Origin of the sequence: Fredinandcohnia onubensis, assembly GCF_002734285.1 — a bacterium.
In the GTDB taxonomy this organism is placed as follows: domain Bacteria; phylum Bacillota; class Bacilli; order Bacillales; family Bacillaceae_L; genus Ferdinandcohnia; species Ferdinandcohnia onubensis_A.
Window position 1 is genome coordinate 1 of record NZ_NSEA01000007.1, and the last position, 12063, is coordinate 12063.

A 12063-nucleotide genomic window follows, 5' to 3' on the forward strand; every position below is an offset into this window, starting at 1 on the left:
TCTAGAAGCAAAGATTATTGCTCAATAGTTTGTTACTTTAGAATTAAACGTTGACGCTTGTATTGTGTTCAGTTTTCAAAGAACTTTTTGACCCGCCGCTCAGAAGCGACTTTATTAATATATCATGGTGATTTATTAATGTCAATAATTTTTTTAAATCTTTTTGCCGGCTGCTGTTTGTTTTTCAGCGGCGAAATATAATATAACATGCGGTTCAATCATCCGTCAACTCCAAAATGAAATATTTTATTAAAATAATAAAAACCCCTTCAAATATATGAAGGAGTTAGAGGTTTTACTTATTAACATGGTAAGTTCTATGGAAAATTCCTTTCCCTTTTGTTTCGAGCTTTTCTACATTTATAAAGTGTTTTTCTACAAGGAATTCTAGATAAACCTCAAGATCCACTGAGTACACTTTAAGTTCGGGAAGCTCCATTATTTCACCATAAGTCCAAGCGTCATCTCTTTTAGATAGTACATTTATGATATGACACGCTCCACGTTTTGCCCTTGAATGTATAAGAAATTCGCTTGCTAAGAATAAAAGTTCTAGTCTCTTTTCAAGTGATTCCTCACTTTCCAAAAGTTCAATATATAGCTTATAGATTTGGGGATCAATTTGTTTCACTTGATTCCAGACTGTGACTTCAGGATGAAAGCCATTTTCGAAGATCGCTAGTCTAGCTAAATGATGGAGCGCATGAATGACATAGTTATATGCATCTAAATATTGCTTTGCATTAAAAAATGCTTTTCCATCCTGATATCGACGAATTAGTTTTGCAAATTCCATACCCATTTTTATCTGTCTTTCTTCTGTGGGAAATTCATGTAGCTTGTTTCTTAAATTAATGATGTATTCATTCCGATCAAATAGTACTTTTCCGTTTAAGAGCCAGTTTACAATTTTTCGATTAGATCCTAATAGAAACCATTCTTTTATTTGACTTTCTTTTACAGTATATAAAGATGCTTTTTTATTGTCGTAATTATAATGTTTGATGAACATATTCTTCTCATGCTCTTTAACAATGACGAGTAAAGCTATGTCAAAATAATCGGTATAAGTAAAAGCATCCTTCCCCTTTTCAATTAGAATGATCCCTAATGTACTAGGTTGGCTTGCTCTTTCCTGGTAAAGGGGGCGAAGTAAATCCTCCATTTTGATTTCCTCCAATCAAATCCGTTGGGTATATATTTCGACGTCTAAAAAATAAAACCTTCACATCTTATGCAGAATCTTTTTTTTATTTTTATCTTTCTTTTTTATATTGTATAGTATATGAAGGAGGTTGGATGAAACATGGGTGTAAAATATTCAAGTAAAATTAATAAAATTCGTTCTTTTGCTCTCGCTTTGATTTTCGTTGGATTTATTGTCATGTACGGGGGAATCTTCTTTAAAGAAAATGTTATCGTAATGACAATCTTTATGATTCTTGGTCTACTTTTTATTTTAGCAAGTACTGTTGTTTATTTCTGGATTGGATTGCTTTCAACTCGAACCATTCAGGTAACTTGTCCTTCTTGTCAGAAGCAAACTAAAATGCTAGGTCGCGTGGACGTGTGTATGTATTGTAAGGAACCACTAACACTTGATCCAAACCTTGAAGGAAAAGAGTTTGATGAAAAATACAATAGTAAAAAATACAACAAAATAGAAAAAAGCTGACAGGATTTCCTCGTCAGCTTTTTTAATGAGCGCACTTTTTTTGACATTCTTGACATGAGCCGTAAATTTCCATTCTATGATGACTAACTTTAAAGCCTGTTACATGTGCAGCCAGTGCTTCCACTTCATCCAATCCTGGGTAATGGAAGTCCACAATTTTACCACATTCTTCGCAAATCACATGATAATGCTGAGTAGTGATAAAATCGAAACGGCTTGATGAATCTCCGTAAGGTAATTCTTTCACTAAGCCTACTTCTTTAAAAACACGAAGATTGTTATACACGGTTGCGACGCTCATGTTTGGAAACTTTCCTTCAAGTGCTTTATAAATATCATCTGCAGTCGGGTGACTCATTGAATTAATTAAATACTCTAGTATCGCATGACGTTGCGGAGTGATTCGAACCCCGGTTTCTTTCAACGTATCAAGCGCTTCTTTCAAGTGATTGTCTGACACCGCCATGCACCTCTTTCTAGTAAACATTATTACTTTATAATCCTTATAATTAGTGTATCTCGCTCGGACCGCTTTTGTCAACATATCTACCATTACTATATGACTAATCCGATTGAATTACGATTCTTTTTTAGAATAATTCACTGATGAAGGGTTGGTTCACCCTGTCCAAGCCTATGGTTAACGTAGCGAGCCGCAACAAAAAGAAAATCAGAAAGGCGATTTAAGTAAGAGGTAACTAATGGATTTACCTGTTCTCCGATAGCAACTGCTTTTCTTTCAGCTCTTCTTACGATAGTTCTAGCAACATGGAAGGATGCCCCTGCTTGGCTGCCACCTGGTAATACAAAGTTTGTAAGTGGAGGAATTTGTGCATCCCATTTATCGATCGTTGTCTCTAAAATGGAAATATCTTCATCGGAAACTTCCCATTTAACTTCTTTCCCTGCAGGAGTTGCAAGTTCGGCACCGACGTGAAACAAGGTCGTTTGAACCTTTTTAAAGATCGCCTCAACCTCTTCTTTGCCTTCAAATTTAGTATTGTGCAGGTGACTTAATCCTAATCCGATCATAGAGTTCGCTTCATCACAAGTTCCATATGCGTCAACACGTGAGTCATTTTTTGAAACTCGCTGTCCATATACTAATGAGGTTGTGCCTTTATCCCCTGTTTTAGTATAGATTTTCATACTAATACCCCCGGTCTAAGTCAATTTTATTGATAAATTCACTGCCACCTTGCTTAAAAATATGTAGGTTTTGTTCAAAGATCTCAAATGATCGTGGTTGATAAAATTTTGATTTACTCGAGATATGTGGGGTAACCGTCACATTTTCAAGTGCCCAAAAAGGATGATGACTTGGTAGCGGTTCCTCTTCAAACACATCCAATACTGCGTGTGAAATCTTATTTGATTGAACCGCTCGTAATATGACTTCGTCTTTCACTAAATCTCCTCGCCCAATATTAATGAAAACTGCGTCTTTTTTCATTAAATCAAAATGACTATCCGTTAGAATGTATTTTGTTTCATCCGTACTCGGTAGGACTGAAACAAGATAATCAACATTTTCGCATACATAATTAAGTCCATCATATTGAACCATTTCATCAACAAATTCATGCTTGTTCCCACTGCGATTTAATCCGATGACCTTCATATGAAAAGCTTTTGCTAATCGAGCTATTTCACCGCCAATCGCACCCACTCCCAGGATGCCAAGTGTTTTTCCATGTAACTCTCCTACCGGAAAATTCGTCAGGCGATCCCAGCTTTTGTCTTTTTGCTGCTCAACGATTTTTTTATTTTTCTTTGTGACATGTAGCATCATCGAAAGTGTGTATTCAGACATTGGTATTTTGTGAATTCCCCGTACGTTTGTAACAAGAAGCCCTTTTTCCTTAATCGCTTTAAAAGGCATTAGTTCTAATCCTGCTGATATCACCATAATCCATTTTAGATTTTTGGCCATTTCAATATGTTCGGAGTTTAAGTCCTCCCCGTATGTAAGTAAAATATCTGCTTTATGTAGTTCCGGTATGGCCTCTTCTATATCCTCACAATAGATAAATTCTTCATCCGGAAACGCCTTTTTCATTTTTTCTGTTACTTCTTCAATTGGAATAAATGTTGATAAAATTCGCATAATTACGCCTCCTTACCTACTATAGTATCAACTTTCTAAAAGAAGTAAAACAAAAAAAGGTGCGAGATTTCTCTCGCACAAAATTCGCTAACATCTGAGGAGGTATGCCCTACACTAATAAGATACGTCGTTAAACTCAATGTGTATAGACGTTTGACACAATCTGTGAAAAATAGGCACTCTATTAGTCCGTCCATTTGAAGTATTTTAAACCAATGATTGTTGATACAATTAGAATTCCAACTAAGATTCCGATGTCAAGCAATGCACCTGAAGAAAATAGTGTTCCATTCCAGCCATCTCTTAAGACATTAACTACATAGGTAAGCGGTACGATGGCAGCAATCTTTTGAAGGATCTCTGGGTACGTTTCTAACGGAATTGTTGCTCCTGATAAAAACATCATTGGGTACATCGCAATCATAGCAATGCCTAATGCTGTTTGCATCCTCTTTGTAATGCTTGAGACAATAAAACCGATGGAGAAAAATGTGATCGCGCTAAATGTTAAAGCTACAAAAAATTCAAATGGATGCGCAGTTAGTTCTGAACCAAAACCAAATTTTGCGATCAAAAGGATTTCAATTGCCCCAACGTAGATCGCGATAAAGCCTTTTAAAATGGTTGCAGTAAAGATAGCATTTTGATTGATTGGTGTTCCTTTTAAACGTTTGTAAACACCCTTTTCACGGTCTATTACGATTTGCAGCCCCATTGAGAAAAAGGCTGTTGTAAAAATAATAATGGCGATCATACTTGGAATATACGCTTGGAAGTAATTAAGTCCCTCGTACGAGTTTGATTCAAACATCAACCCGAAAACGACAAAGCTGACGGCAGGGACAATAAAAGTAAATAATAAAGCTAGTGTTTCGCGAAAAAATAATCTTAATTCCATTTGTGTATGTGTAATAATGGTTTGCATTTGTTTTTCCTCCTTATTGTGATACCGCATATTTTAGGTAAACATCTTCCATCGTTCCTGCTCCTTGCAGGTAAGAATCAATTAAATTCTGTGGTTTGTCACAGGCAACAAGCTTTCCATTTTTAATAATGGCGATTCGGTCACAGTGCTTTTGCGCTTCATCCATGTAATGTGTTGATAACAGTATTGTTTTTCCTTCGTCACGGAATTGGTTGATGCAGGTCCAGAGATCACGTCTTGCTTGTGGGTCTAATCCTGTCGTAGGTTCGTCGAGAAAGATAATGTCTGGATCATTTACTAGCGCTAATGCAAGCGATGTACGCTGCTGCCAGCCCCCTGACAGATTTTTAACATATTTGTTTAGATAAGGTTTGAGTCCCAGTGCTTCGATGATTTCGTCTAAGTTTCGTGTTTTATCATAATAGGAACTAAATAGTTTAAGTGCTTCTTTCACTTTGATTCGATCGTATAGGGCTGTTTGTTGAAGCTGGATACCGATTTTTTGTTTGATTTCATTCGATGCTTCTTCGACATTCATCCCTAGAATTTTAACAGTTCCTGCATCAGGTTTTCGAATTCCCATCATAATTTCAAGAGTGGTTGATTTTCCCGCTCCATTCGCACCGATGATTCCGAGCACTTCTCCTTTTTTGACTTGTAGGCTGATACCGTCAACAGCTTTCACATCTCCATAACTTTTCGATATATTTGTAAGCTCAATAACAGATTGATTCATGTTAAGGTCCTCCTTTTTGCTTTCCCTTTGTTTTGTTACTTTTATCATAGTCAGCGAACCTTAACTCAACCTTAAGTGAGTCTTATATCTTGCTTAAACTTAAAAAAAGTATAGCCGTGGCTATACTTTTAGTGGTAGTTCGATTATAAAATTGGTTTTTCCTCGTTTTGGTGTTGGATCTACTCGGATGTTTCCGTTATGTAGTTCGATGATTTTCTTTGTGATGGCAAGGCCAAGTCCTGAGCCTTCGTCGTTCATTCTGCTTTTATCGCCTCTAACGAAAGGATCGAATAATGTTCGGGCGATGTCTTCACTGATGCCGATACCATCGTCACCTACTTCAATTACTATTTTTTCTTCATTCTTAGTTAATGTAAGAAAAACATTTGTATCCTCTGGGTTATATTTGTTTGTATTTTGAAGAAGATTCGACAACGCTCTGTTTAACAGGTTTTGATCAAATGCGCACATTATTTTTTCATCTGGTATATCGATATCTAGCTCCATTTCCTTTTCCTCAAAAATATCATAATGCTCTGCAATAACTCCCCGGAAAATTTCACAAATATCTTTTTTCTCTTTTTGAATAGGAACATCAGGACTATCTAATTTTGAGAACATAAAAAGCTCATCGATTAATGACGTTACACGAATTGATTTCTCATAGATGTACCTTAAGTACTTCTTTGTTTGTTCCTCGTCTTCTACCAGCCCTTCATATAACACCTTGGAATACCCTTGAATTGTGGTGATTGGAGTTTTTAAATCATGTGAAATGTCAGCAAGCATTTGCTTTTTACTCTCTTCCAATCTTGTTTTTTCTCGATTCTTTTGTTCAAGCTCTTCCGCAGTTCGTTTCAAGTTTTCGCTCATTTCCTTATATTTAATCGATCCTTTCATGATAAAGGGAAGGATGCTGCCACCAAATAAAGGCGGGCCTAAGTTAAGAATGGCGTAATATTCTCCTGAAAGGACAACTTGATAAACGAGGAACAGGCCAAAAATTGTGAACAGGCCACAAAGGACATAGATCATTTGCATAGGTAGACGAACCATCTGATACACAACAATGAATATCATATATATATACAATGGGTCATACGCAAAACCAAATAATAGAATAATGGACATCTGAATAAAAATAAGCGGAAGTGTGTGCTGGGGGCTCCAATACACAAGTCGATATGCGAAAACAAAGACTGCCACTAGCAATAGACCAAGTAAAAGTTTCCCTTGTGATTCCTGAAATAAAAAATAAATTGGGAAAACTAGGTTTGCAATGTATAAATACGGGATTACTCCTTCTTGTTCTGGAAAGATCCGATAGATCACTTTTTTCATTTATCTCTTCCTCATAGTTTCATATGTTCTATAATTGGCTCACAAATTTATAGCCAAGGCCTCTGATCGTTTTTATGTAGTTTGGTTTTTTCGGATTTTCCTCGAGTTTTTCTCTAAGCTTTGATATATGAACGTTAATCGTGTTGTCTTCTTCTCCACCCATATAGTAGTCATTCCAGGCTCGTTCAAAGATTTGTTGTTTTGTATACACCCTACCAGGTGAACTCATTAATAACTCCAATATTCGATATTCGATTTTAGTAAGTGGAATTGTAGCGTCGCCCTTCCTAGCAGAATAGGTGCTTTCATCCAAAACGATATCCCCCACCTTAATAAGCAGGCTTTCAGATTGGGGTGCCGACTCCTGCTTATAGCTATAGCTTCTTCTAAGCTGAGCCTGTACTCGAGCAATCACCTCTAATGGATTAAATGGCTTTGGAATGAAATCATCTGCTCCAAGCCCGAGACCAAGAATTTTATCGTTATCCTCGTTCTTTGCAGAAATGATGATAATAGGGATGTGCAAATCTTGTCTTACTTTTTTTACCAACTGATAGCCGTTAATATTGGGCATCATTAGGTCGACAAGCATTAAATCAATGCTTTCCCGCTCGATGATTTGAAGTGCTTCTCTCCCGTCAAAGGCTTCAAGAATTCTATAATTCTCTTTTTCTAAATAAAGACCTAGAAGCTCAACTATCTCTGGCTGGTCATCCACAATTAGTATGGTCCGATTCATCTGCATGCCCCTTTCTTCCATACAATTCCATTTTTAACTACAGTATAACAAAATCAATCGAATCTTGGTGTATTTTTTTAAGGAAGTTGTGTTTGTGGACATGTAGAACATTTGGTTTTTACCGCTGAACTAAACTTGCGGGGCATGCTCAGAATTTTTCGGTCTAGCTCGTACCACAAGACCATAGTTATCGTACATGCTCAACTTGTTTTCTCACTGGCATGTACCGCTAAGCCCTTCTTGCGATACATGCTCAGCCTTTTTTCGCTACAGCTTGTACCGCTAGACCACTCTTGCGTTACACGCTCAGCACCAATTTCGCCCTAGTATGTAACAACGCTAGACCCTTTTATACCTTGACATTTGGAACTTATTTGAAAATCCCATGTCATACACACTATATGACATCACTTTTGTTAAACACTGGAAAACGTCATATCTAATAACCATCTCAATAAAAAAAGCCGCCCAGATCATCAGTTTTTCCACTGACTTTCTGGACAGCCTTTTTAACAGGTTATTTTAACTCAGCTAGAATTTCTTCTATTTTGGCAAGTTCAGATTGTAAACCGCCACCGCTTAGGTACCAAAGTACACCGTCAAGATAAACGATTCGTTTGTTTTGATAAGCTTTCGTTTTCTGAATGATTTTGTTTTCCATATCTTTGTCGATATTAGATTGATCACCTACCGCTGCGGTACGGTCGATTACGAATAATACTTCTGGATCAAATTCAAGAATTGCTTCAAACCCAAAGTTAGATCCGTGAGAAGATGATGCAATATTATCTGTTACTGGTGTGAACCCATAAATGTCATAAATATAACCAAAGCGAGAGTCTTGCGCGAAACCAGATAATTTACCTTCATTGTACATTGTCACTAAAGAAGTTTCATATTTGCTAGATAACGCCTTAACTTCTTCGATTGCAGAGTCGATTTTTGCGATGTGCTCTTTTGCTTCATCTTCTTTATCAAACATTTTTGCTGCTACATCTACAGATTTTAAGAATGTGTTCCAGTAGTCATCTTGTGAAGTTCCAACAAACACTACAGGTGCGATTTCGCTCAATTCCTCATAGTATGGGGATTGGCGGCCAGAAATGAAAATGGCATCTGGACCGATTTCAGCGATATCTTCAAGTAACGGTTCTTTTAATGTCCCAACATTCACATAATCATCGCCCGCATACTCTTCGAGGTTTTCTGGTAAAGTAGAGTCTTGGGGAACACCAACGACACCTTCAACACCAAGCACATCTAACGTATCTAGAAAACCATAATCAAATACAACAATCTTTTCTGGCATTGATTCAAATGTTACATCTTCAAAACTTACTGTACCCGCTTCTTCAGTTTCAGTTGAAGTAATTGTTGGTGAAATAGTCATTGGGTATTGACCTGTAGCTTCATTTGTTGCTTGTTCTCCTGCTACGTCTGTCTCATTTGCTTTTTCTTTTGTTGCCTCATCGTTATTGCCACAAGCTGTAAGCGCTACAGTTAGAGCTAATATTGCACTCGCAAATTTCCATTTCTTCATGTTGATTCCTCTCCTTATTTAAACATTATGTACTTTTTATACTAAAAATGAGAATCATTATCACTGATAACAATTCTCATTATAGATGCATATAAAACTTCCGTCAATACAAAATAAAGAAATTTTTATACATTTTAGTGTAGATTTATTTAATATTCCGCATTTACTTGCATTCATTCCCTGCACACTCCCTTTTTATAAAAAAGACCCAGAGAATTGATTCTCTAGGTCTTATGCATGTGAATTGAAGTAAACACAGATCCGACAACCATTTTGCTCTTGGATTGGGATATCCATATCGTAAATTTCACGTAAGGCATCGGAATTAATGATTTCATGTGTAGGTCCATTTTTAACAAGCTTGCCATCTTTCAATGCTACGATTCGGTCTGAATATACAGATGCGAAATTGATATCATGCAAGACAATAACAACTGTTTTGCCAAGCTCATCAACAAGCTTACGTAAAATCTTCATAATTTGAACAGAGTGCTTCATATCGAGGTTATTCAATGGTTCATCAAGCAATACATAGTCTGTATCCTGAGCAATTACCATTGCTATAAAAGCACGTTGTCTTTGTCCACCTGATAATTCATCTAAGAAATTATCCTGGATATCGACTAAGTTCATATATTCGAGAGCTTGATTAATGAATTTTTCGTCCACATCTGTAAGGCGCCCCTTTGAATAAGGGTAGCGACCAAATGCGACAAGCTCACGGATTGTTAACCGTACATTTAAATAATTCGATTGTTTCAATATCGATACACGTTGTGCAAACTCAGAAGACTTCCACTTCTGCACATTATTTTTATCAAGTAAAACTTCCCCAGTATCGGCATCTAATAAGCGACTTACCATCGAAAGAAGCGTGGATTTACCAGCACCATTCGGCCCGATAAACGATGTAATCGTACCTGGTTCAATTGTTATGGTTACATCCTCGACAACTGTCTTTTTACCAAAATACTTGGATAATCCTTTGATTTCAATCATCATGCTGACCTACTTTCTTTTAATAGTAAGTAAATGAAGTAAATACCACCAACAAAATTAATGATGACACTTAATGTCGTACGTAGTTCAAAAATATGTTCAACCAGGAATTGGCCACCTACAAGAGCAATAACCCCCATTAAGCTTGCTCCTAATATTAAAATGGAGTGCTTATATGTGACTAAATATTGATATGCGAGGTTTGCCACGATTAAACCGAAAAACGTAATAGGCCCAACTAACGCAGTTGCCGTTGCAATTAACACAGATGATAGAATTAAAATATTCATGACCATCTTGTCATAATTCACACCCAGATTCATTGCATTTTCACGACCGAGAGACATGACATCTAACTTATCCATGATTAAATATCCGTAAAAAAAGGCAATTAATAAGATGCCGATCGCGATATATAACAGCTCTGCCTTCACATTTGTAAAAGTTGCAAATAAGCGATTTTGTAATGCTAAATATTCAACTGGGTCAATCATGACCTGTAAAAATGTCACGAGACTTCCCAAAAGCGTTCCAATTATCATTCCTATTAATAATAGTAGATAGATTGGATGTTTATCGGACTTGAATAGGAAACGATACAAAATGAGTGCAAACAGTACCATTGCAAAGATTGCAGCACCAAAGTTTAGATACTTATTTAAAACCCAAATAGACATGGAGCCCGCAAAGAAATAGATTAAGGTTTGAACGACTTCATACATTGAGTCGAGTCCCATAACTGAAGGTGTTAGAATCCGATTTTGCGTGATCGTTTGGAATACAACGGTTGAATACGCAATCGCAATGCCTGTAACAACCATTGCTGACACACGAATCATTCGTTTAGGGAATGCGTAGTCGAATCCACCTTTTAGATCATAGAATCCATAGAATAATATACAAACGATTGCGATGACGGCTAAGAGAATCAGTTTAGTACTATTTCGCATATGCTCTCCCCCTAAATAACATAATTAAGAAGATCGCACTGCCGATTACTGCAACTGTTACATTGACTGGAATCTCGTAAGGATGGACTATGATTCTACCTAAAATATCACAGATTAATAGAAACACAACTCCTAAAGCTGCTGTATGAGGAATTGTCTTTCGTAAATTATCCCCTAAATAAAGCGATACGATATTCGGTACAATTAATCCTAAAAACGGAATGACCCCAACCGTTAGAACAACAGTTGTTGAAATGATAGCTACTAAGACAAGACCGATATTTAAAACAACCTTGTAGCTCAATCCTAGATTCTTCGCAAAATCCTCACCCATACCGGCAACGGTAAACTTATTAGCAAATATATACGCTAAAATAATAGTAGGGACTGCGATATATAAAAGCTCGTAACGTCCTGCAATTATTAATGTGAAGCTTCCCATTAACCAAGACGAAATGTTCTGAATAAGGTCTGCTTCATATGCAAAAAACGTCGCGATTGATGATAAGATATTTCCATACATAATCCCGATTAACGGGACAAAAATCGCATCTTTGAATTTAATTTTATCTAGAATTTGCATGAAAATTAATGTACCTACTAAAGCAAATGCAAAACTAAATATAATCTGCTGTGTGTAAGTTACATTTGTAAAGAATAGCATTGAAATTAATATCCCAAGCTTCGCTGCATCTAATGTACCTGCAGTTGTTGGGGATACGAATTTATTTCTGCTTAAACTTTGCATAATTAAACCTGCAATACTCATTCCTGCTCCCGCTAAGATAATCGCCATTAATCGAGGAACACGACTTATTAAGAATATCTGCGTCTCATCAGATTCCCAATCAAGTAAGTCCATCGGTGTAATATCAATAGCCCCAATAAATAGCGAAATGAAAGACAGGACAATGCCAATAATGATTAACATCCATAGTCTCATTTGTAAATCCTCATAACATGTGTATTCTTAGCATGTGATAAATGAAAACGATTATCATTACTAATACTTTCATTATAAGTAAAGAATATTGTAAAATCAACCTAGAAA

At 36.5% G+C, this 12063-nt stretch carries 13 protein-coding genes; 1 reads left to right on the plus strand and 12 read right to left on the minus strand.

Annotated features, from left to right (window positions below; translation table 11 throughout):
* Positions 1-295: 295 nt before the first annotated feature.
* The gene (locus CKJ95_RS07470; protein WP_099352784.1) at positions 296-1165 is read right to left on the minus strand and encodes a nucleotidyltransferase-like protein; all 870 of its coding nucleotides are present in this window, start codon (positions 1163-1165) and stop codon (positions 296-298) included.
* 141 nt (positions 1166-1306) lie between these two features.
* On the opposite strand from CKJ95_RS07470, the gene CKJ95_RS07475 reads away from it, so the two are divergent.
* Positions 1307-1675, plus strand: a complete 369-nt coding sequence (locus tag CKJ95_RS07475) for a YgzB family protein (RefSeq protein WP_099352785.1) — start codon at positions 1307-1309, stop codon at positions 1673-1675.
* 22 nt (positions 1676-1697) lie between these two features.
* Here CKJ95_RS07475 and perR read toward each other — a convergent pair whose 3' ends face one another.
* From perR to CKJ95_RS07530, 11 genes are all read right to left on the minus strand, one after another.
* Positions 1698-2141 (minus strand): peroxide-responsive transcriptional repressor PerR, encoded by a 444-nt coding sequence (gene perR, locus CKJ95_RS07480; RefSeq protein WP_099352786.1) that lies wholly within the window; start codon positions 2139-2141, stop codon positions 1698-1700.
* Positions 2142-2275: 134 nt separating this feature from the next.
* Positions 2276-2824, minus strand: coding sequence for a cob(I)yrinic acid a,c-diamide adenosyltransferase (locus CKJ95_RS07485; RefSeq protein ID WP_099352787.1), 549 nt, complete (start codon positions 2822-2824; stop codon positions 2276-2278).
* Between the two features lies 1 nt (position 2825).
* A complete protein-coding gene (locus CKJ95_RS07490) occupies positions 2826-3782 on the minus strand; it encodes a D-2-hydroxyacid dehydrogenase (protein ID WP_099352788.1) in 957 nt (318 codons plus the stop codon).
* Between the two features lie 184 nt (positions 3783-3966).
* The gene (locus CKJ95_RS07495) at positions 3967-4707 is read right to left on the minus strand and encodes an ABC transporter permease (protein ID WP_099352789.1); all 741 of its coding nucleotides are present in this window, start codon (positions 4705-4707) and stop codon (positions 3967-3969) included.
* A gap of 13 nt (positions 4708-4720) precedes the next feature.
* The gene (locus CKJ95_RS07500; protein ID WP_099352790.1) at positions 4721-5443 is read right to left on the minus strand and encodes an ABC transporter ATP-binding protein; all 723 of its coding nucleotides are present in this window, start codon (positions 5441-5443) and stop codon (positions 4721-4723) included.
* Between the two features lie 120 nt (positions 5444-5563).
* Positions 5564-6784: a sensor histidine kinase gene (locus CKJ95_RS07505; RefSeq protein ID WP_099352791.1), complete on the minus strand. Its 1221-nt coding sequence runs from the start codon at positions 6782-6784 to the stop codon at positions 5564-5566.
* A gap of 28 nt (positions 6785-6812) precedes the next feature.
* Positions 6813-7523, minus strand: a complete 711-nt coding sequence (locus CKJ95_RS07510; RefSeq protein ID WP_099352792.1) for a response regulator transcription factor — start codon at positions 7521-7523, stop codon at positions 6813-6815.
* A gap of 517 nt (positions 7524-8040) precedes the next feature.
* Positions 8041-9063 (minus strand): siderophore ABC transporter substrate-binding protein, encoded by a 1023-nt coding sequence (locus tag CKJ95_RS07515; RefSeq protein WP_099352793.1) that lies wholly within the window; start codon positions 9061-9063, stop codon positions 8041-8043.
* Positions 9064-9294: 231 nt separating this feature from the next.
* Positions 9295-10062 (minus strand): iron ABC transporter ATP-binding protein, encoded by a 768-nt coding sequence (locus tag CKJ95_RS07520; RefSeq protein ID WP_099352794.1) that lies wholly within the window; start codon positions 10060-10062, stop codon positions 9295-9297.
* Positions 10062-11012, minus strand: a complete 951-nt coding sequence (locus CKJ95_RS07525) for an iron chelate uptake ABC transporter family permease subunit (RefSeq protein ID WP_099352795.1) — start codon at positions 11010-11012, stop codon at positions 10062-10064. The genes CKJ95_RS07520 and CKJ95_RS07525 overlap by 1 nt, the downstream gene beginning before the upstream one ends.
* Positions 11002-11955, minus strand: a complete 954-nt coding sequence (locus tag CKJ95_RS07530; RefSeq protein WP_099352796.1) for an ABC transporter permease — start codon at positions 11953-11955, stop codon at positions 11002-11004. The genes CKJ95_RS07525 and CKJ95_RS07530 overlap by 11 nt, the downstream gene beginning before the upstream one ends.
* Positions 11956-12063 lie beyond the last annotated feature (108 nt).

What these genes read in the sequence shown, in the direction of transcription:
- CKJ95_RS07470 (WP_099352784.1), bottom strand. Translation starts at nt 1,165, where the DNA reads ATGGAGGATTTACTTCGCCCCCTTTACCAGGAAAGAGCAAGCCAACCT.
- CKJ95_RS07475 (WP_099352785.1), top strand. Translation starts at nt 1,307, where the DNA reads ATGGGTGTAAAATATTCAAGTAAAATTAATAAAATTCGTTCTTTTGCT.
- perR (WP_099352786.1), bottom strand. Translation starts at nt 2,141, where the DNA reads ATGGCGGTGTCAGACAATCACTTGAAAGAAGCGCTTGATACGTTGAAA.
- CKJ95_RS07485 (WP_099352787.1), bottom strand. Translation starts at nt 2,824, where the DNA reads ATGAAAATCTATACTAAAACAGGGGATAAAGGCACAACCTCATTAGTA.
- CKJ95_RS07490 (WP_099352788.1), bottom strand. Translation starts at nt 3,782, where the DNA reads ATGCGAATTTTATCAACATTTATTCCAATTGAAGAAGTAACAGAAAAA.
- CKJ95_RS07495 (WP_099352789.1), bottom strand. Translation starts at nt 4,707, where the DNA reads ATGCAAACCATTATTACACATACACAAATGGAATTAAGATTATTTTTT.
- CKJ95_RS07500 (WP_099352790.1), bottom strand. Translation starts at nt 5,443, where the DNA reads ATGAATCAATCTGTTATTGAGCTTACAAATATATCGAAAAGTTATGGA.
- CKJ95_RS07505 (WP_099352791.1), bottom strand. Translation starts at nt 6,784, where the DNA reads ATGAAAAAAGTGATCTATCGGATCTTTCCAGAACAAGAAGGAGTAATC.
- CKJ95_RS07510 (WP_099352792.1), bottom strand. Translation starts at nt 7,523, where the DNA reads ATGAATCGGACCATACTAATTGTGGATGACCAGCCAGAGATAGTTGAG.
- CKJ95_RS07515 (WP_099352793.1), bottom strand. Translation starts at nt 9,063, where the DNA reads ATGAAGAAATGGAAATTTGCGAGTGCAATATTAGCTCTAACTGTAGCG.
- CKJ95_RS07520 (WP_099352794.1), bottom strand. Translation starts at nt 10,062, where the DNA reads ATGATTGAAATCAAAGGATTATCCAAGTATTTTGGTAAAAAGACAGTT.
- CKJ95_RS07525 (WP_099352795.1), bottom strand. Translation starts at nt 11,012, where the DNA reads ATGCGAAATAGTACTAAACTGATTCTCTTAGCCGTCATCGCAATCGTT.
- CKJ95_RS07530 (WP_099352796.1), bottom strand. Translation starts at nt 11,955, where the DNA reads ATGAGACTATGGATGTTAATCATTATTGGCATTGTCCTGTCTTTCATT.